A 19,581-nucleotide genomic window follows, 5' to 3' on the forward strand; every position below is an offset into this window, starting at 1 on the left:
CATGCCGCAGGACATGTTGTTTTCATTGCAGCGTTCTATATACTTTTTAGTAAAGGGAAGCACTCGGCTTTGAGTGAACATGCAATCAACGGAGGTTATTTTATGAATGCTGTCATCGATGGACTGATGCTCGAGCTGGAGCAGCAGTTGGAGGAGAAGGTCGCCGAAGATCTTCGGGATCTGCTGGATGAATATAAACAATTGGAGGGGGCGGCTCCTGAGCAATTGCAGCTTTTTGAAGCGGAGTTCGGGATCAGGTTACCGCAGGACTTTCGTTCGTTTTACAATAAGAAGAACGGCAGCGGGTACGGGTTTCACGTGCTCTATCCCGGGAACGAGGGGGATGGGGAATACACGCCGTTTTACCTGATGAGTCTGGATGAGATGAGGGAGGTCAAATCCTATTTCTGCGAGCGGGACGAACGGCTGGATGCGTATTACAGTTCGGAGGAAATTCAGCAGCTTGATCCGGAAATTAAACCTTACCTGTTTCACAAGGCGTGGTATCCGTTTGCCACAATGGCAGGCGGGTCGTTGTATCTGATGCTGGATTTCGATCCGGCGGAGCCGGGAACGTCCGGTCAGATCATCATGTACGTGCATGATCCTGATTTTGTGTATTATATCGCGCCTTCCTTCACGGAGCTCCTTCGGGCGTCCAATCGCAATCTGCGCACCGAGATTGAAGAGGTAGACTACTGATGGAACACCAGGAAAAAGCGCTCTTGATGCTGACAATGCGCCATGCGTAATGATCTGAGGAAGAACTAGCGGGGGAGGTGACAGCATGAAAGGCAGGAGGGTCCTCTGGGGAGTGATCATACTGGTGGCAGCCACGCTGTTGATACCCGGTTATTTTATTGCGCGCACGTATGGGCTTTTTCAGAATGAGGTGGTCCTGACCAAATACCAGCTGGCCGTTGATGTGGATGGTGAACCAGTGGATGCTTGGCCGCTGCTGGCCGGTTTCGCCGCAACCGATAAGCAAGGGGAACTTCGTCCGTTGTATTACAGGCTGGAAGGGTCGGACCTTAACATGCTGTATCAATTGGCATATGGGCAATTCAAGGTGGAAGCTTCCGAGGACAATCCGTTCCTGGCAGGGAGGGTCCAGTATGACCATCTGGAGAGCGACTATTTTGAGACGCGAAAAGAGTATGTGAACGCAAAGGAATACCGGCAGGACATGATCTTTTATAACGATCGTAAGGAGCCTATATTTACATATAATCCGGAAGCCAAAGCGGATGGGGATATGGTGAAGGAGATTATCACCGCAGGCATGACGCGTTCCAACGGCCGAGGAGGGTCGGGAGTCGTAGAGGACAAGTATCTGAATGTCACCCGATTGTTCGAGGAGAAGCTGGGCATCAGCTTGCGGGTTCAGGTGGATGCGGAACGCAGGCTGGCCACGATCCATTTGGAGCGGCTTAAATAGAATATAGGTATCTAAAAAGCGAGGTGCTTTACTTATGCAGCATGCGAAAATGGCCCAAGAGGTGGATCTTACGATCTCGCATCACCAGATTCAAGTCCGCTCACGGGACTTTGATGAGGAGTTGTGCCAATGGGGAGAAACCAATATCAAGCAGGGCGTTGTCATTCATCCGGGATATCTGACCTTTGATCCCATCCCTGATGATGCTTTCGGCGCTTGGGTGAAGCTGGCCTTGAAAGAAGCATTCATCGAAGATCCGAACGCGCAGCGGCGGATGGTCGTGCCGTTTGACGTTCTGGATCCCGGGAAGCTGGAGCTGTTGTCCGTCATGTCGGACGCCGTTATTGAGCTTCCACTGCAAGCAGGGCGATATGCACTGTATTTTGAGATTTGCGAGGATGAAGAAGTGTATTATCGCTTCACGTTTGTACATGAGGGTGAGAGGGTTCAAGCCCGGTATCTGATGGATGATGAATGGGGCGGCAAGGCAGGAGAAGCGTTGTCGGAGGGGTATTGTTGACGGAATGCTGCACTATAACGAGGGTACTGAAGGCCTCATAAGGTAATCATCCCATCATTGATAGAAGAAGAGGCCGTCTCCGTGTTGGAGAGGGCCTCTTTTTTACCGCCTGCTGCGCTGTCCCTGCTTTGGGAGATGATGTGCAGGAGGCGCAGACTTTGAAGTGAGTGGATCCAGCTATTTTCCAGCTGTCAGCGTAATCTCGCCATGCTTGCCTTGATCTGCTTTCAGGTTCAGAACGTCCGTCAGGAAAGCAAGCGGGACATAGACGTGGCCTTTTTTCATGACAGGAGCCGAGCCCAGCGAACGTGGGGCCATTTTACCCAAAGTATAAGCATCCTTGTTCAGCGTCACCGCACTCCAGACGGCTCCCTTGGAGATTTCTGTGGTTTTGCTCTTGCCGCTCCACTTGACATTGAATTGCAGCTGGCGCAGCACGGATACCTGAACCATGAGCTTGCCGTTGTTATCTTTGTAATAAGCGCCTGGTTTCAATACGGCTGCAGCAGGCTTTTTGTCTGATGCTTTACCCGGCAGCTTTACGGCAAATTCCGGTATGCCTGTGGATCCAGGGGCAATGCTGTATTTTTGGAATACGATATAGGCTTTTCCGTCTGCGACATAGAAGGATTGCTCCGCATCTATGCCTTGAAATCCGTCTTCATTCGCGAAGTAATGGTCTTGATCCGCCGCAATCGCCGTTTTGACCGCCTTATCCACGATGGATTTGTAATCCTTACCGAACAGGTCTTCGAGCGTCACGCGCTGTGCTTCGGCTTCGTTCGTGAAGTTGTACGTATCCACTCGGGGATCGCCATTGTTCATCCCGATGCCTTCGGTGATGACTTTGAGGGAAATCAAGCTGTCGTCCTTGCCATCCGATGTAAGCTCATAGGTGATCGTTAGCTGATAAGGGCGCATGGTATAGCCGTTCTTTTGAGCATTTGCCGCAGCCTCGGTGGCTTCCTGCTCCCATTTGGCGATATCCTTGGAGGCATGGGATTCGATGATATCGTTTAGCTGATCTTGATATTTGGTGTCGGTCAGACCTTGGAATACAGGGATTTTAATGTTTGTTTCGAGCCATTTTTCCTTGGATTGCAGTGTTTTGGATGTTACCCGTTGCGGGGCAACGGTTGGAGCGGTCACCTGGCTCGTACTCGCAGCAGCTTTGGTTTCGGCATGGACATGAGCGGATGGCAGACCCGAAGCCGATATCATCAGGATGCCCGCTAATCCGGCAGCCGCCAGGGTTTTGGTTATTGGGGTTGTGTGCTTCATTGTTTTTTTCATGATATATTACCTCCAGGTTTATGATTTGTTATCTACAATTTGTTATCTACAACGGAGAAGGCAGAAGCGTTCTGGAGAAGCGAAGCGGTCCCTATGTCCCCGGTTTCCACTGATCATAAAAGATTCTAAAGAAAATCTGGGGAAACGGGATCGGAAGGACGATCTGCATTCGTTGAGATATACGGCTGATCTATCGAATGTATTCGCTGCTGACGAGCTGGTCTGCGATCACTTCCGTTGGGATCGTAAATTCCACGACGCCCATATAGCCGGGTGCAACATCGTATTCATTAAAGCTGATGACCAGTTTGCCGTCTTGGTTGATGTAGAAGTTTTGGTCCTTGGCGATCGTTTGGAACAGATCCTCCGGTACATCGGACTCCACGCCGGGCTGCTCCACCCAGTAGATGTTGTCCGGATTATTCTGCATCTGCTGGCGCATCTGCTCTTTGATATTGTCACTGATGACCTGGATATAACGATCATCCTTGAACAGACTTGGCAGTGTGATCACCATCTGGTTCTTCTTGTCGATCGTATCGTATGTTCTGGATTCGGCAGAGCTTCCAGCAGATTCGACAATATAGCGCGAAAGTGTCAGCAGCTGTTCATTGTCGGTGATCACTTCATAACCGCTATCGAGACTCAGATGCGCGCCGCCTTCTTTATTTAGCAGGGCGACTTCGTCTTTGAAGTTCTCATACAGTTTCTTGTTTTCTTCCAGGTATTTGTTGTTCAGGGTTTGCTCAAGCTCCGTATTTCCTAGGTTGGCAATGCCGGGTGTCTCGATATGCACTTCCGTGTTATCGTCTGTCTCGGCATATTCACGGATGGTGATCACTTTGATGATATGGCCCAGAACCGGCACATCGGACATGGCCTGGGCGAAGGCAGGGCTTGTATTCACTCCGGCGAACAGTAGGAAGCATGCAGCCGCGCTACTAGCGAGCCAGGGCAGCGCTCTATTTTTTTTTCGTCTGGTTGCTATGGTCTTGTTGACAATGGAGCTTAGTTCGTCAGGAATAGGAATGCTCTCGTACTGCTCTTTCATCCTATTCAGCTTGTCATGCATTATCGTTGTGCCTCCTCTTGATCTTCCTCGCTTAGGTTCACCCGCAGTCTCTGTAGTCCTTGGTATAATCTCGTTTTCACCGTGCTGACATTTTCGTGGAGCACTTCGGCAATTTCGTCAATCTTCATATCTTCAAAAAACCGGAGTATGATGATGACTCGATACTTGTCGGGTAATTCCTCCAAAGATTGAGCCAGATCCAGATTCGGATAGTGATCATGGCTGCCGGGTAATATAACCTCCAGGTTCTCGTCGTCCATGACGTGGACTTTTTTCTGTTTTCTAATGAAATCCAGGGAGGTTGTTACAATAATTCGGAAAAACCAGCTTTTTAATGAACCCGTCTGCTTCAGCTTTTCCATGGATAAAAATGCTTTGTGGATCGCGTCCTGAACGATATCGAGGGCATCCTCTTTATTTCTAACGTAGCTGTATGCCAGCCGGTAGGCGCTGTTCTGATTTTCGGATATACATTGGATAAGAAGCTTCTCAAGCTTCCGGCCGCCACTCATGTAAATATGACACTCCTTTGGGCCCGCGCGGGTAACCATCAATTGCAATTGACTTACGGAAGCAAGACGTGCGAGTCTTTCAAAAAGTTTGATTCTGCGAAAAAAAATTTAAAATTGTTTTTGTCTCATTATTCAGCCCTTCCTTCCAGAATCGCAACAAGAAAAAGACCCCAGTTTTCACTGGGGTCCGGGGCTCAAGGTTACTCATGCTCATATTTCTGGATAACAATCGCCGAATTATGTCCGCCGAAGCCGAAGGAATTCGACATACCAATCCGGAGCTCGGCGTTTCTCGCCTGGTTGGGTACATAATCCAAATCGCATGCCGGATCGGCATTCTCCAGATTGATCGTCGGTGGAATGATGCCTTCCTGCAGGGATTTTACGAGCGCAATGGCCTCCACGCCGCCGGATGCGCCCAGCATATGTCCGGTCATCGACTTGTTAGCTGTTACCGGAATGCGATACGCCTCTTCGCCAAACACCTGCTTAATGGCCGCTGTCTCCGAACGGTCACCGATGACCGTGCTTGTGGCATGGGCGCTGATCACATCCACGTCGGCCGGGGAGAGGTTCGCCTCGGTCAGGGCCAGCTTCATTGCCCGTGCCGCGCCGTTGCCGTCTTCCGGCGTGGCGACCATATGATAGGCATCCGAGCTGGCGCCGTATCCGATGACCTCGCCCAGAATTTCGGCGCCTCTGCCCAAGGCATGGGAAAGGGACTCCAGAACGAGGATGCCGGCACCTTCCGCCATGACGAATCCATCCCGGTCCGTATCAAACGGCCGGCTGGCCCGGCCCGGTTCATCGTTGCGGGAGGAAAGGGCGGTTGCATTTGCGAAGCTGGCCAGCGAGATATCGGTCAACGCCGCTTCGGAGCCTCCCGCAATAATCACATCGGAGCGGCCCGCCTGGATGTTAAAGAAAGCCTCGCCGATCGCGGTATTGCCGATCGAACATGCGGTAACCGGCGCAAGCGTAGCGCCCAGGGCCTTGTATTTAATGCTGATGAGCGCTGCCGCCATATTGGGAATCATCATGGGAACCAGGGTAGGGCTCACCCGCTCGGGTCCTCGGGAAGACAGCGTGTCGCTCTGATTCATTAAGGTTTGAATACCACCGATGCCAGATCCAACGTATACCCCCATCCGCTCATGATCAATCTGATCAAGATTGAGTCCCGACTGACTTATGGCTTGATCGGCCGCAGCCAAGGCAAACTGGCAGAAGCGGTCCAACCGCCGGGCTTCCTTAACGCCAAACAGCGCGTTTGCGTCAAACTCCTTCACGGCACCTGCTATTTTTACTTTCTGTTTGGATGTATCTAAAGTTTCTATATGTGTAATTCCGGACTCTCCCCGTACCAGCCGGGACCAGAACGTCTCAACATCGTGGCCCAGCGGCGATATGACGCCCATACCGGTGATAACGACTCTTTCCATGGATCAACAGCCTCCTTTAAGACTTTATAACTTGTCAATCTTAAGGTTATAATGTCACGTGTAGTATCCTATTACAAGATACCGTTTATCCTAGTATAAATACTGCTATCCTTAATAACGGAAGGAGGCCCATAAGATGAATTCTCAGGTTAAATTGCAAGCTTTATCGGCTTTCCTGAAAGGACAGCGTGCCAAAATCTCGCCCGAGTCCGTCGGATTGCCGCCCGGGACTAGACGGAGAACGCCGGGCTTGCGCAGGGAAGAGGTCGCCCAGCTGGCGGGTGTCAGCACCACTTGGTACACCTGGCTCGAGCAGGGACGCGACATCCAGGTGTCGTCGTCCGTGCTGGACTGCGTCGCCAATGCGCTTCAGTTGAACGCGGATGAGCGCAGATATCTGTATTCTCTGGCGCTGGAGAGCGGGGCGGAGCCTTATACGGTCAAACAAGAAGCGGTGCAGATCAGCCCGTCCCTGCAAAAAATCATCACCGAGCTGAAATATTGCCCCGTCATGATATCAGATCGGATGTGCAACATCGTGGGGTGGAACCGTGCGGCTGCGTACGTGTTCCTGGATTTTGACCGCATTCCGCCCGAGGAGCGGAACATGATCCGGCTGCTCTTCACCCGCAGAGAGTTTCAACGGCTGGCGGTGAATTGGGAGCAGTTCGCCAGCGGCTTCTTGTCGATGTTCCGGTCCTATTACGGTCAATACGTCGAGGATGAGTGGTATGACCGTTTTCTGGAGGAGATGAAGAACGGGCACCCGGATTTCAACCGGATGTGGGAGCAGAGCCAGGTCAGTTATGCCCCGGAGGTACATCTGGAATTCCGGCATGCCAAGGCCGGGAAAATGGTTTATGAGCTCACGTCGCTGAAAGTGTACGGAAATGATGACCTGCGGTGCAGCATCTATACGCCCGCTCCCGATACGACCACGGAAGCGAAGCTGCGGCAGCTGATGGAGGAGAAGTAAGCGGAGGGAGTGGGGGGCTGGCCGGAAATACCGATCCGGCGTCGGCACTTACTGTTCTTGAAGTAGTCAACTACTCGCTGTTCCTATCGGACTCCAGTTCCGTTATATGATGAGATCACGCCATAATTTAAACCGCAGCGGACACAAGATCCGTTATTGGGCGCATATCCGGCATTTTTATGCTGTATTGGCACAAATAACGGATCCTATGTCCGTTCAGTCGCTAAAAATGATGAATTTGTCTTAAATAGCGTATTCTGAGTCCGTTAATACAAAGAATCACTCTCCTCCTACCTAATTACCAGCAGGTTGCCAAACGTTCTGGTGTCGGCCATCTTGTGCGGATGAATCGGAGTTCTCCTTGTAAGTGAAGCACTTCAAGACTGCCGGATTACCTGCGTTATCGAGAGTACCTTAAGTTGCCGGATTACCTGGGTAAGCGAGAGTACCTTAAGTTGCCGCGAGACTACCTTAAGTTGACCGAATTACCTGCGTTATCGAGATTACCTCAAGTTGAGTGGATTACCTTCGTAAGCGAGAGGACCTCAAGTTGCGTTGATTACCTGCAATCGAGAGTACCTTAAGTTGCCCGGATTACCTGTGTAATCGAGAGTACCTCAAGTTGCACCGGATTACCCAAGACAAAGTACTTCAACTGGTTTGGATTTAGAAACCTTAGCCATATAAGCTTCATGCGCGTAGACAAAACGAAATTACTCTAAGTATTAAACTCCTCCAAATAACAAAAGCCCCGTGTCCGCACACGGGGCTTTCTGCTATTCAACGATATCGTCGTTGTAGAGCGACACCTTGCGGCCCTCCCAGAAGTTTCACAGGATTCCGCTGTGCTCCATCTCTTCGGGGGCGAATGTCCACGATCGACTATTCGTTTACTCCTGATAATGACAATTAAGCCCAATCGCGCCGCAGCGTGAACAGATCCTTCAGCTCATCGGTAGACAGCTCGGTAATCCAGCCTTCGCTGCTTGCGATAACCTGATCGCTTAGCTGCTGCTTGCTCTCCAGCATCTCATCGATCCGCTCCTCGAGCGTCCCCATGGAGATGAACTTGTACACCTGGACATCCTTGGTTTGTCCCATCCGATAAGCGCGGTCGGTAGCCTGATTCTCCACTGCGGGGTTCCACCAGCGGTCGAAGTGGAACACGTGATTCGCGGCGGTCAAATTCAGGCCGACGCCGCCGGCCTTGATCGAGAGGATCATGACGTTCGGCTGCTCTTCGGGCGGCAGCTTCTGGGATTGGAACTGCTCGATCATGCGGTCGCGCGTCCGCTTGGGCGTGCTGCCGTTCAAGTATAGCACCGGCTCCCCAAGTTCTTGATGCAGCACCTGCCGCATCATCTCGCCCATGCCGATATACTGGGTGAAGATCAGGCAGCGTTCGCCTTCGTCCCGCAGTTCCTTCACCATGGACAGCAGCCGTTCCAGCTTGGCCGAACGGCTGACGACGGCTTCGGTGTCAAGCAAGCCGCCGCCTCCCGGCAATTCCGGGAGCGGCTCCTTTGTGAGCAGCGCCGGATGATCGCAGAGCTGCTTGAACTGCGTAAGAGCTGCCAGAATGGCGCCTTTGCGCTCGATGCCCTCAAGCTTTTGCATGCGTTCCAGCAGGCTGTTCACGGTCTGGTCGTAAAGCGCACCCTGCTCGGCTGTGAGATGGATATAGGTCTTCATCTCGTTTTTGTCCGGCAGATCGAGCTGGATCGCGGGATCCTTCTTCTTACGCCGGAGCATGAAGGGTTTGATCAGCCTTTGCAGATCGGCCGTACGCTGCTCGTTTTTATCTTTTTCGATGGCCTGAATGAACCGGAGATTGAACGCGCGCAGGCTGCCGAGATATCCGGGATTGATGAAGTCATAGATGGACCACAGCTCGGACAGCCGGTTCTCAATCGGTGTGCCGGTTAAGGCAACGCGATGCCTTGCCGGAAAACTTCGCACGGCGGCGGATTGCTTGGTGTCGGCATTCTTGATATTCTGGGCCTCGTCGATGCCGATCGTTTCCCACTTCATGTCTCTTAACATTTCCTGATCGAGCGTGGCGGTAGCATAAGATGTCAGGATAATATCGGCTTGGTAAGCCTCTTTATAGAAATCCTCGCTGCTGCTTCGTTTGCCGCCGTAGTGGAGCATGACCTGGAGCGACGGGGCAAACCGTTCAAGCTCCTTCTGCCAATTGCCCAGCACCGAGGTGGGACAGATCAGCAGAGAAGGGAGGCGTCGCTCTTCCCGCTGCATCGTTGTCTCCTTCACGTGCAGCAGGTAGGCGATAAACTGCACGGTTTTGCCAAGACCCATGTCATCGGCGAGGCATGCCCCAAGCCCGTAACGCCGCAAAAAGGCAAGCCAGGCAAAGCCGTCATGCTGATAAGTCCGCAGTTCCGCCTTCAACCCGGCGGGGACAGGGAGGCTCGGCCACTCGCTTTGCCGGCCGAGCTGGCCGATGAGCTTCACGAGGTGCTCGTTCAGCTCCACCTCAAGCTTGATCCGTTCCGGGTCCCGCGCTTCCTCCGCATCCTGCTGAGTCTGCTCGGACTCATCGTTGTTCCCAAGCAGGTGAAGGTGCAGAATATCTTGAAACGATAGACCTTCCTCACGGTCTACGCCCGCCATCATCTGGCGGATTTGGGCGACCAGGGCGGGGTCCAGCGGAATCCATTGGCCCCGGAACCGCACAAGCCGTTCGTTCCGGGCAACAAGCTCCGCGAATTCGGCCTCGGAAAGGGTAGCTTCGCCGATGGCGATACGCCAATCGAAATTCACCAGCGCGTCCAGACCGAATAGGGAACCGCCGCTGCTTCGCTCGGCGTTCTCGCCTTCGCCCGAGCGCACTTTCGCCCGCAGCTTGGGCTTCTTCTTGCTGGCGGCTTCCCACCAAGCGGGCAGCAGGACCAGCCAGCCTGACTGGAGCAGCCGCTGGCTGTCCGCGGTCAGGAACTGCCATGCCGCCTCGTCGGACAGAGGCGTACCGAGCACGTCTTCAGCGGGAGCGTGAAGCATACGTGAGGGCAGTGCTGCTTGCAAACCTTGGAGCCAGCCGGAGGATCGCTCCTTGATATGAGCCGTCCAAGTCTCCGGCCATGATCCGTATGCCTGCCCGTCTTCGGCCAGACGAACGGCTGCAAGCGATGCGGCGTCTTGCTTGTCCTGCAATACGAGCTGAAGACGCCACTCGGTTTCTTCTTCGTCCGGTTCCAGCAATTGCAGGAGGGGCCGGAACGGAGCGGTATCCGGTCGCCATCCGATAGCGATCAGCCAGGACTTGTCGTCCATGCCTTCGGCTGCCGTTCGGTTCGGCGAGAAGAGAAGGGGGTATTCCCTGCGCAGGTCAGCCGCGGCCTCTTCGCTGCCGTAACATTGATCTTCAACGGCGGCAGAGAACGCCGCCCGTAAGCCCTCATTCCATATCTCGTCTGCATCCAGCAGGGAGAGACGGGACAACTCTTCCGCTGTGAACGCCTCCGCATCCCAGATCCATTGCAGCCTTCCCGATTTGAAGGCGCTCAGGCTCGGCGCGTATTGCTTGTCCTGAATGCAAGCTGCCAGCGAAGGTGCAATTTCAATGAAGGGAAGGCAATCCTCGTCCCATATCCACTCAATATGTTCGAGCAGGCGTGCATCCGCAAAGAACGGTATGACCTGCTCGGAAGGCAGGATGACCACTTCCATATCCTGAACGGATTGCACGGTAAGCTCTGTTCCGTAGAAGGAAGCTTCGTGCCAGGCGAATAAGCGGTGCTTCAGGTATTGTCCGGACACGTAACCCCGCATGACGGTAGATCCGTATAGGACGGCATCTCCGTATTCGCTTAGTGCCATGTGAACCGTGATGGTTTCGGTGTGTCTGCTCATGATATCAGCTTTCCTCTCCGCAGCTCTTCCTGGAATGCGCGAAGCCGGCTGTTTCGTACGGACAACGAGATCATGAACAGATCCCAGCGCTCCTGCTGCTTGAGCTTTTTATATAGCTTGGCCAAGCGTTTGAGCAGCTTGACGGCTGCTTTATAGCCGGCTCGGTTCTTATGAAGGATGTACCGCTCGACGGCCTGATGGTAAAAAGGCAGCAGCAGCTCGGGCGCATTCTTCTCAATCGGAGCGAGCTCGCTGACCCGGAGTTCCAGCGGCTCCCTGCCTGTGCTTATTTGGTAGTCGATCCATTCCCGCCATCTGCCGTGTGTGATCAAGGCATTCTGATAGATGTCCTTCGAATAAGGAAGCATGTCGGCAAGACTGCTCCACATCCGTTCAGCCTCCTCGGGCAGGTGCGCTATGACGGCATCCCAGTAGAATTGATAGCTGCTGAGATGCTCGCTGCGGTGACTGCCAAGCAGCGGGCCGATCTCCGGGAGCCAGCGGGCTAAGCGTTCCCATTGTTGCCCCGAATGCAGCATGTCGAAGAAGCCCAGGACGGAAGCCGGGGACAGACTGCTCACCTTGTCTGCTTCTCTGATCAGGCTCCAAGACGTTTCGTCTTGTCCGAGGTAGAAGGACATTAAGCCCTGTGCCATATACCACGAGGCACGCGAGAGGGTGCTGCTGAATTCGGCTTCGGCTGCCTGCAGCTGCTCTAACTCTGCCTCGATTAAGCGGGTGCTTTTTTTCGCAAACGGATAGATCCAGTACATCCAGAGCTGCATATAGACCTGCGCGTAAAATTTACGGTTCCGCGGCTCGCCCAGCATGCTCCGTCGGACAAACGAGATCGTCTCGGTAAGTCGCTGCTTGAATGCCTCTCCATCTTCGCTGTCTTCCAGCCCTTCATGGAAGATGCGCTCGATTCTGGCCAGGATATGATCGGCTGCTACCTGCGTATGATAGCCAATGTAGGAGCCGGAGGAATTCCAGGCACTGGCGGGCTGCTTGACCAGCTTCTCGAGAATAAAGAGATGGGCATGAAGCTCGTATAATGACTCCATATCCGGTGGCATGGGCGGTTTGATGTGATGGAGGGAGGCCAGTGCATTTTTGGCGTAGAACGAATTCTGCGTATTCGCTCCCAGCGAAGCCGTGCAAACTTCGAACAGCTCATGCCATGCGGAGATGGGCAGCTCGGGCAAATGGTCCGCCTTGACTCTCCACTTCGATGCTCCGGCAGATGGCCGTTCCTGCGCTGGACTGAAGTCGGAATCGCTTCGGTCATAGGAAGAGGTGGGAGCATACGTAGTGGAATGCGCATTAACCAGGGCATGAATGGAACGACCCTGAAGCTGGGCATAGTCAAGCAGAACAGCCACCATATGCTTGCAGCCTTCATTAACGGGGCAGCTGCACTCGCTGTCACTCAGGGAGTGAAGATGAAGCTTGACACGGTAGGTTTCCGTTCCATCTACGGCAGCCTCGATCATCCCGGGAGGATCTATCAGCTCGCTTGCGTGAACACGGCCTTGCTTGTAATACTGAAATCCCCGTTTAATGGTCAAATCGCTGAAAAAACTTGCGGTTTGTTGAATTAGTGTCTGCCATTGTATATCATCTAACGTTTGATTTGGGTTCATCATCGGACGGTCTCCTAAGAGAAATAATTCTAAGTATCCATTTAATCTATCACATTCCCATAGATGAAGAAACAAGTCGGGGCAGCTTCACGCTGGAAAAGCCCGGCAACAAGCTGCACGGGCTTTCTTTTAGGGCGGAGCAATAGGTTGGCATCCTAAACCTAATATTGAATCGTAAACCGGCCGATCTGATCGCATTCCTCGGCGAACCAGACCTCGCCCCCGGAATCCACGGTAATACCGTGAGGTTCAGCGGAGGGGGTTGGGATCGGGTACTCGGTCATGTCCCCGGTACAGGTAATTCGTCCGATTCGATTGGCTCCCCATTCGGTAAACCAGAGATCTCCGGAAGTACCCGCCGTGATAGCGTGGGGCCTTGCGTTTTCAAACGGGATCTTATATTCGGTGAAGTTCCCGGACGTTGTGATTCGTCCGATTTGATTGCCGTTGATTTGAACAAACCATAGGGCGCCATCGGCACCTGCCGTGATGCCGACCGGGCCGGATTGCTCCGTTGGAATCCGGTACTCGGTAATCTCCCCGTCCACCGTAATCCGTCCGATGGAGTTGTTCTGGTTTTCCGTGAACCACAACGCGCCGTCCGGACCCGCTGTAATATAGGAAGGGTACGAGCCTTCGCGTGGTAAGGCATATTCCGTGATAACGCCTGCCGGCGTTATATTTCCGATTCGGTTGCCGTTTAGCTCGGTGAACCATATGGCTCCATCCGGACCCTCCGTCAGGCCGTAAGGAGACGAGTTGGCTTCAGGCAGTTCAAATTCCGTAAATGTTCCTTCCATTGTCATTCTTCCGATTTTATTCGCTGTGTACTCCGTAAACCAGAGGTCACCGGTACGGGCAGATAGAATGGACATAACCCCGGCATCCGGAGTCGGCACTTCGAACGTGCGCATATCCCCATTCTTGGTGAGCCGTCCGATCCGGTTTCCTTTATGTTCCGTGAACCATATGGCCCCATCTTGTCCTGTCGTAATACCATAAGGTCCCGACTCCCGATTCACTGTCTTGTACTCCTGTGTTATGATCTGCATGCAAATATGCCTCCTTGTATAGAAAGTTGTTAGGAATGCTTTAAGACGGATTCTTCATGGGTCTGAGCATATCCAAGTCTCCGCGTATAGTGGAAGCTGCTCTTGCGAGATAAGGATGACAGGTCTTTTGAAGTTGATGCTTTCTTACTCTTTAAAAAAAGCCCCCCACTCCGAGATTTCGGAATAGGAGGCTGAATACGGACAAAAGAAGATACCGGCTTCATTTGTAAAGAAGCTTCAAGCATCTACCCGTCACATATAAAAAAAGCCGCAACAATCCTATCCCGAAAAACCTCGTAACGAAGTGTTTTTCCAATGTTTGGGACAGGATTAGTGGATCATTGGCTTTTGGTTCACCCTTTCATTTCTGGTTGCCTAGACTTTACCACAGGAGATTCAGTGGTTTCAACCCTGAATTAACTGAAGTTTACCTTCACAACCGCCGGTTTCTTTTCTCATCGATGTAGAGCTCGACAGCTGTTATGGCGCGAATCAAAAGTTTAATGATCAGATACAATGCATACAAACCAAGCAGCATAAAAAGTCCATTTATGATTAAGATCAACATGGGCCATAAATGAAACATGGAACTGGAACTACCTATACTCATATGGCTCGCCTCCCTTCTACATTTTCCTTGCAGGGTTCTCCCGGAACCGGAATGATAACCTCGAACTATTTATTCCATATTATAACAATCATATCTGATTCTAACATAACAGAAGGAGCGTGGTCATGATTTTTGACATTGAATGGGGTGAATAATTGGAGGCCTGGCAGGAAGGAGACGACAGAGGAAGTATGGATATCATTTATTGATATGAACGAACCAATCCCGGTCACGATGCGTTTTAGTTATATAAGCATTACCGAATATCACAAACCAAGGAGATTTAGAGAACATGATCACCCGGAAATGGACAAAAATGGTCGCAAGCAGCGCTATAGCGGCCGCGATGCTGTTAAGTACGGTGGTACAGGCTCAGGCTGCGCACAAGAAGGACTTGCAATTAAACGTCAATCATTATGTTGTCACGACGGACGTCAAACCTGTCATCGTGAATGATACAGTACTGGTCCCCTTGAACACGGTGAGGGAATATTTGAAGCCTATGCAGCTCCGTTGGAATAACAAGAGCAAGACGGTAACCGTCAATACGGGCACCGATCAAGTCACCCTGAAAATGGGGAGTAAGGAAGCCAAGGGAAAAGGGAAGATCTACATCCTGTCTGTTCCCGCTCAGCTGAAGGATGGGCGCGTCATGATTCCCGCTCGATTGTTAGCGGAGCTGTATGGTGCAAAGGTAAGCTTGGATACGAAGGACGGTATGGTTTACATCTATACGCCGGATGTGGACGTTTCAACGGCAGAGGAGAACCGGGATGTGAAGCTGTATCCGGTAAGCGCAACGAAATATGGCAGATATGAAGGAATGGTGATCGAGGTTGAAGGAAGGAAGCGGGTCTTTGAAGACTGGAACGGCGGAGACGGTACGCGGAAACCCGTCATTCAATATCAGGATGTTACAGGCGATGGCAAGCCTGACGTTGTGGTGTTCTATGTGGACGGGACCGGAACGGGGCTTTACATGGGGGAAATGCATGTAGTCGACGTCGAGACGCTGAGGGAAATTCCTATCGAATCATTGGAGCAGGCGGTACTGAGCCATGTGCAATCCAACATCGAGAAGTATGCGGATCACTTTGTTATCAAGCTTTTGATCGACGGGAAGGAGTATGTCGAAAGGATCGAGGATGATTCCAAGGATAAAAGCTACTTATATGATAAGGTTGGCTTCGGGGCCGTTGTCAGACACAAACTAGAGGAAGGTCGGCTTGTTACGCAAGCTGCGGGAAGCATCAGTCCGGCCGGCTTCGCCGGGGATCTGCAAATAACATACCGATTTGATGAAGAGTTGAATCAGTTTGTGGTGGATAGCATGGAGTATAGTAGTCTGGAAGAATAGGGGAAGTAACGGTTTAGTGATGTAAAACTTTAGATCTACATATAAACGCATATCTGATAAGATGTTATGATCATGGACTAGAAGCATAAAGCTTGATAGAAAGATGTGCTTCGTTAATCAAAAGGGTGCTGCTGCGCCCTTTTTGTGTTTCTTTTAATCCAACACCTCCGATTTATCCCCTCCATGATCTCCGGAAAGGAACCAGTAGGAATGGTACCTATAGAACATATGCAAGAAGATTCCACCCCTTTTCATAGGACTTTATTACCATTTACTTGAGTCTTAAGATTCCTCTAAGATAGTTAATAAACCTGACACATTTTTGCTAGTAAAAGAGAGTGGATTGGAAGTAAACGCATTCAATGTCAAGTAATATAACAAACCCATACCATAGGGACTTTGAACGAGGTGTTTTTATGCAGCAATGGCTTGGGAAATCGCTGAAGCATAAATTGTCGTTACTTATTATTATCGCAACGCTGGTGCCGCTGCTGTTTCTCGGTATTTTCTCTTTTAACATAGCCAAGAGCCTGACGGAGGAGAAGGCCAAGATTACAGGAATGAATACGCTTCGGCAGCTGGAAGCTTACCTGGATACGATGGTCAAAGACGTGGAGAATATCTCGCTTTTTCTCATCGGGCATACCGGTGTTCAAGCCTATCTGAAGACCGAGCAGAGCAACTACGTCCAGCAGACGACGGTTATTAATTTTTTGACGAACTTGGCCTTTTCCAAAGATTATATCGCCAATATCATCGTCGAACCGCTCGGCAGTAAAGATGCCATCTCACACAAATCCTTGGTACGCTCCGAGTTCCGGAATATTACCGAAGTGGTCCCCGACTATTACGAACAACATCCCAAATGGTGGTCCTTTGTTCATCGGCAGTGGACCTTTGAAGGCGTTAGGAAAGTCATTACGCTGGCCAGACCGATCCGGAGCACGGATAAATACAAGCCGATCGGGAATCTGCAGATCAACCTGGACCAGGGTGTCATTGCCAATCAATTCCGGCAGGCCGTCCTGGAGAAGACCGGGTTTGTCCTTCTTCTTGACGAGAATAACCGGATTATTGCTGGTCCGCCGGATATGGAGACCAATCTTACGCTTGCAGACTATTATCCTTCGATTGGAGAGTTTGAGGGGCTCAGCGGAAATATAGACTATGGCGAGGGGAGCAACAAGAAGACCATTCTCTATAAAAAAATGTCCAGCGTGAACTGGAAACTGGTCGGCATTATTCCCTCACAGGAATACCGTTCCCAGAACCAGTACTTCATCAAATTGACGGCGGTTGCCGTCACCGTGGCCATTCTGCTGGCCATTATACTCGTTCTTTTCCTGATCCAGAAAATTACGAATCCGCTGTCCGTGTTAACGAAGTTCCTCAAGAACTCAAGCCCGGAGGAGCCTCTGCCTGCGCTCCCGGTGAAGACGGTCGATGAGGTCGGGCAGCTCATTATCAGTTACAACCGGCTCAGCTCCCGGATTGTGAAGCTTACCGACGAAGTGAAGCTGAACGAGTCGCTGAAGAAGGAGGCGGATATGCATGCGCTGCAGGTGCAGATCAATCCGCATTTCCTCTACAATACGCTGTCATCCATCCATTGGCTGGCGCTGATGAACCAGGATGTGAAAATTGCCGAGATGGTGGGATCGCTCAGCGATTTCTTGAGGTTCAGTCTCAATAACGGGCAGGAATACTGCACGATTCAGCAGGAAATAATGCATGTCCGACATTACGTAAATATTCAAACCATCCGCTATCCGGAAAAGTTCAAGTTTGAGGTTCATGTGGAGGAGGAGCTGTATCCGCACACCATGTTAAAGCTGCTGCTGCAGCCGTTGGTTGAAAACTCCATGCTGCATGGTATTTTGAGCCGTGACGGGATGGGGACGATTACGATTCGCGGACACCGTGAATTTGAAGGAATCCACTTCATGGTGGAGGACGATGGCATTGGGATGACAACGGAGCGCCTGAAGTGGCTTCAGGATCAGCTGGTTGAGAATCCGCTGCAGTACGAGAAGGGGCAGACCCCGCGCGGAAGCTACGGGCTGCGAAATGTCCACAAGCGGCTGCTTCTTCATTACGGTAAGGATGCGGGCTTGCGTGTAGAGAGCACGGAAGGAGCCGGAACACGGGTGATGTTTACGATACCTGATTTACCTGAAATTCAACAATCTGAATGATCCAGCAAAGGGGATGGCGACATTGAAGGTACTGATCGTTGATGATGAAGTGATCATTCGAAATGGTCTGAGTACAGTGATCAATTGGGCCGATAACGGCTTTACGGTGCTGACGCCCGCGGCTTCAGCGGAGGAAGCCCTTCAGCGTATTCCCGTTGAAATGCCCGAGATTATTTTTACCGACATTCGCATGACGGGCTTGAGCGGACTGGATATGGCGCATGAAGTCAAGCAGCAGTATCCCGAGATCGAAATCATTGTCATCTCGGGATACGATGAATTCTCATATGCGCAGCAGGCGATGCGGGAAGGCGTGAGCGATTACCTGCTGAAGACGAGCAGGCCCGGGGAAATTATCGAGGCTGCGGTACAAGCAAGAGAGCGATTGATACAGCGAAGACTTAGCCAAGCGAAGGGAAAGGCGCAGGAATTGGTGGTCAGCCGGGGCTTTCTGCGAAGACTGCTGGCGTCCGGTGCTCCGCCGGATGGGCAAGCCGAGGCGGAATTATGGGAGCGATATCCTCAGCTGCGATTGGAAACGAATGGCTCGGTGCTGCAGATCTGGATGCTATCGGTGCATACGTTACATCAAGAGGAAGAGGAGCGCTTTGCGCTTGGCGAGCTGCATAGCTTAATCGGTACGGCGATGGCCGAAGGGCTGCATGGTGCGTGGCTGGAGTGGAATGGTTCCCTGCTTCTGTTGGTGCGAACCGAACCGAATAGTGGATGGGGACGAGTAGATTCCGCTCTTCGGAAGATGGAATCTGCGCACGACTGCCGTATTACGGCAGCCAGCGGTCGGCCGGTTTCCAGTGTCCGGGAACTCCCTGTTGCGCTGAGCACCGCTGTGGAAGCCAGCTCGTACGAGTGGCTGCTGCATTCGGAACGGCATATCCGTTATGAAGATATCGAAGAACGTAAAGGCATCCGAACGGTATGTTCGGTGGAAGAAGAAACCGAGCTGTCCTCCCTGCTGCGTGCTGGACAATCCGCCGACTTGCGGGCATGGGTGACGGATTTGCTGGGACGCATCCAAAGCCAGGGCCAGGCGACGCCCGGTTCGGTTCAGGCTTACCTGCATTCCCTGATCATCTCGGCACAGCGCTGGCTCATACGGGCTGCTACGTCTATCGGCTATGCCAGTCCGGTGAAAGTGGAAGAGACTTACGATATACGCGAGTTGACAAAGACGCCGGAGAAGGTGCTGGTCGATTCCCTTGAGCTCATCATGAAGCAGTATCGTGATATGGTCTCAACAACCAGTCCTGTCCAACGAGCGATATCCTTCATTCATGAGCATCTGGGGCAGAGCCTGTCGCTTCAACAAGTGGCGAAGCATGTCCATATGAACCCCAACTATTTCAGCGAGATGTTCAAGAAGGAAACCGGGCAGAATTATATCGAATTCGTGACCCAGGCGAAACTGCGAAAAGCGATGCACCTGCTGCGGGAAACGCCAGCCAAAATCAGTGAAATCGCGAATGAAATCGGTTATGAGGATATTAAGTATTTTAACCGCCTGTTCAAGAAATGGACGGGACAAACCCCGTCGGAGTATCGGGCAAATCCTGAATTTTGTCCCTCTATGGACTGAATTATAT

At 51.8% G+C, this 19,581-nt stretch carries 15 protein-coding genes; 7 read left to right on the forward strand and 8 right to left on the reverse strand.

Going from position 1 to position 19,581, the window contains the following annotated elements; genetic code table 11:
* The first annotated feature begins 102 nt into the window (after positions 1 to 102).
* The 3 genes from PAEVO_RS22945 to comJ all read left to right on the forward strand — a co-directional run bounded on the left by PAEVO_RS22945 (position 103) and on the right by comJ (position 1,958).
* Complete coding sequence (locus tag PAEVO_RS22945; RefSeq protein WP_100539843.1) at positions 103 to 702, forward strand: SMI1/KNR4 family protein; 600 nt, start codon at positions 103 to 105, stop codon at positions 700 to 702.
* A gap of 85 nt (positions 703 to 787) precedes the next feature.
* Positions 788 to 1,438 carry a hypothetical protein gene (locus tag PAEVO_RS22950; RefSeq protein WP_100539844.1) on the forward strand — a complete coding sequence of 217 codons (651 nt, stop codon included), beginning with the start codon at positions 788 to 790 and terminating at the stop codon, positions 1,436 to 1,438.
* Positions 1,439 to 1,472: 34 nt separating this feature from the next.
* Entirely contained in the window at positions 1,473 to 1,958 is a 486-nt protein-coding gene (comJ, locus tag PAEVO_RS22955) for a competence protein ComJ (protein WP_100539845.1), read from the forward strand.
* A gap of 177 nt (positions 1,959 to 2,135) precedes the next feature.
* Here comJ and PAEVO_RS22960 read toward each other — a convergent pair whose 3' ends face one another.
* From PAEVO_RS22960 to fabF, 4 genes are all read right to left on the reverse strand, one after another.
* The gene (locus PAEVO_RS22960) at positions 2,136 to 3,251 is read right to left on the reverse strand and encodes a stalk domain-containing protein (RefSeq protein WP_100539846.1); all 1,116 of its coding nucleotides are present in this window, start codon (positions 3,249 to 3,251) and stop codon (positions 2,136 to 2,138) included.
* A 190-nt stretch (positions 3,252 to 3,441) separates the two neighbouring features.
* Entirely contained in the window at positions 3,442 to 4,323 is an 882-nt protein-coding gene (rsiV, locus tag PAEVO_RS22965; protein ID WP_100539847.1) for an anti-sigma-V factor RsiV, read from the reverse strand.
* A complete protein-coding gene (locus tag PAEVO_RS22970; protein ID WP_100539848.1) occupies positions 4,323 to 4,835 on the reverse strand; it encodes an RNA polymerase sigma factor in 513 nt (170 codons plus the stop codon). The genes rsiV and PAEVO_RS22970 overlap by 1 nt, the downstream gene beginning before the upstream one ends.
* Positions 4,836 to 5,035: 200 nt before the next feature.
* Positions 5,036 to 6,277: a beta-ketoacyl-ACP synthase II gene (fabF, locus tag PAEVO_RS22975; protein WP_100539849.1), complete on the reverse strand. Its 1,242-nt coding sequence runs from the start codon at positions 6,275 to 6,277 to the stop codon at positions 5,036 to 5,038.
* 136 nt (positions 6,278 to 6,413) lie between these two features.
* On the opposite strand from fabF, the gene PAEVO_RS22980 reads away from it, so the two are divergent.
* Positions 6,414 to 7,253 (forward strand): helix-turn-helix transcriptional regulator, encoded by an 840-nt coding sequence (locus PAEVO_RS22980; protein ID WP_100539850.1) that lies wholly within the window; start codon positions 6,414 to 6,416, stop codon positions 7,251 to 7,253.
* Positions 7,254 to 8,162: 909 nt separating this feature from the next.
* On the opposite strand, the gene PAEVO_RS22985 is transcribed toward PAEVO_RS22980, so the two are convergent.
* The 4 genes from PAEVO_RS22985 to PAEVO_RS33940 form a co-directional block, all read right to left on the reverse strand.
* Positions 8,163 to 11,123 carry a DEAD/DEAH box helicase gene (locus tag PAEVO_RS22985; RefSeq protein WP_100539851.1) on the reverse strand — a complete coding sequence of 987 codons (2,961 nt, stop codon included), beginning with the start codon at positions 11,121 to 11,123 and terminating at the stop codon, positions 8,163 to 8,165.
* Positions 11,120 to 12,769, reverse strand: coding sequence for an SWIM zinc finger family protein (locus tag PAEVO_RS22990; protein WP_100539852.1), 1,650 nt, complete (start codon positions 12,767 to 12,769; stop codon positions 11,120 to 11,122). The genes PAEVO_RS22985 and PAEVO_RS22990 overlap by 4 nt, the downstream gene beginning before the upstream one ends.
* A 158-nt stretch (positions 12,770 to 12,927) precedes the next feature.
* The gene (vgb(C), locus tag PAEVO_RS22995) at positions 12,928 to 13,818 is read right to left on the reverse strand and encodes a streptogramin B lyase Vgb(C) (RefSeq protein WP_100539853.1); all 891 of its coding nucleotides are present in this window, start codon (positions 13,816 to 13,818) and stop codon (positions 12,928 to 12,930) included.
* Between the two features lie 433 nt (positions 13,819 to 14,251).
* Entirely contained in the window at positions 14,252 to 14,404 is a 153-nt protein-coding gene (locus PAEVO_RS33940) for a hypothetical protein (RefSeq protein ID WP_165789737.1), read from the reverse strand.
* A gap of 316 nt (positions 14,405 to 14,720) precedes the next feature.
* On the opposite strand from PAEVO_RS33940, the gene PAEVO_RS23000 reads away from it, so the two are divergent.
* The 3 genes from PAEVO_RS23000 to PAEVO_RS23010 all read left to right on the forward strand — a co-directional run bounded on the left by PAEVO_RS23000 (position 14,721) and on the right by PAEVO_RS23010 (position 19,574).
* Positions 14,721 to 15,785 (forward strand): copper amine oxidase N-terminal domain-containing protein, encoded by a 1,065-nt coding sequence (locus PAEVO_RS23000; protein ID WP_100539854.1) that lies wholly within the window; start codon positions 14,721 to 14,723, stop codon positions 15,783 to 15,785.
* A gap of 416 nt (positions 15,786 to 16,201) precedes the next feature.
* Positions 16,202 to 17,980: a cache domain-containing sensor histidine kinase gene (locus tag PAEVO_RS23005; protein ID WP_100539855.1), complete on the forward strand. Its 1,779-nt coding sequence runs from the start codon at positions 16,202 to 16,204 to the stop codon at positions 17,978 to 17,980.
* A gap of 22 nt (positions 17,981 to 18,002) precedes the next feature.
* Positions 18,003 to 19,574 carry a response regulator transcription factor gene (locus PAEVO_RS23010; protein ID WP_100539856.1) on the forward strand — a complete coding sequence of 524 codons (1,572 nt, stop codon included), beginning with the start codon at positions 18,003 to 18,005 and terminating at the stop codon, positions 19,572 to 19,574.
* The last annotated feature ends 7 nt before the right edge of the window (positions 19,575 to 19,581 follow it).

This window comes from Paenibacillus sp. GM2FR, assembly GCF_002803325.1.
Classification (GTDB): Bacteria; Bacillota; Bacilli; order Paenibacillales; family Paenibacillaceae; genus Paenibacillus_AQ; species Paenibacillus_AQ lautus.

Coding starts and splice junctions, on each gene's coding strand:
- PAEVO_RS22945 (WP_100539843.1), top strand. CDS start 103: ATGAATGCTGTCATCGATGGACTGATGCTCGAGCTGGAGCAGCAGTTG.
- PAEVO_RS22950 (WP_100539844.1), top strand. CDS start 788: ATGAAAGGCAGGAGGGTCCTCTGGGGAGTGATCATACTGGTGGCAGCC.
- comJ (WP_100539845.1), top strand. CDS start 1,473: ATGCAGCATGCGAAAATGGCCCAAGAGGTGGATCTTACGATCTCGCAT.
- PAEVO_RS22960 (WP_100539846.1), bottom strand. CDS start 3,251: ATGAAAAAAACAATGAAGCACACAACCCCAATAACCAAAACCCTGGCG.
- rsiV (WP_100539847.1), bottom strand. CDS start 4,323: ATGCATGACAAGCTGAATAGGATGAAAGAGCAGTACGAGAGCATTCCT.
- PAEVO_RS22970 (WP_100539848.1), bottom strand. CDS start 4,835: ATGAGTGGCGGCCGGAAGCTTGAGAAGCTTCTTATCCAATGTATATCC.
- fabF (WP_100539849.1), bottom strand. CDS start 6,277: ATGGAAAGAGTCGTTATCACCGGTATGGGCGTCATATCGCCGCTGGGC.
- PAEVO_RS22980 (WP_100539850.1), top strand. CDS start 6,414: ATGAATTCTCAGGTTAAATTGCAAGCTTTATCGGCTTTCCTGAAAGGA.
- PAEVO_RS22985 (WP_100539851.1), bottom strand. CDS start 11,123: ATGAGCAGACACACCGAAACCATCACGGTTCACATGGCACTAAGCGAA.
- PAEVO_RS22990 (WP_100539852.1), bottom strand. CDS start 12,769: ATGATGAACCCAAATCAAACGTTAGATGATATACAATGGCAGACACTA.
- PAEVO_RS33940 (WP_165789737.1), bottom strand. CDS start 14,404: ATGTTTCATTTATGGCCCATGTTGATCTTAATCATAAATGGACTTTTT.
- PAEVO_RS23000 (WP_100539854.1), top strand. CDS start 14,721: ATGATCACCCGGAAATGGACAAAAATGGTCGCAAGCAGCGCTATAGCG.
- PAEVO_RS23005 (WP_100539855.1), top strand. CDS start 16,202: ATGCAGCAATGGCTTGGGAAATCGCTGAAGCATAAATTGTCGTTACTT.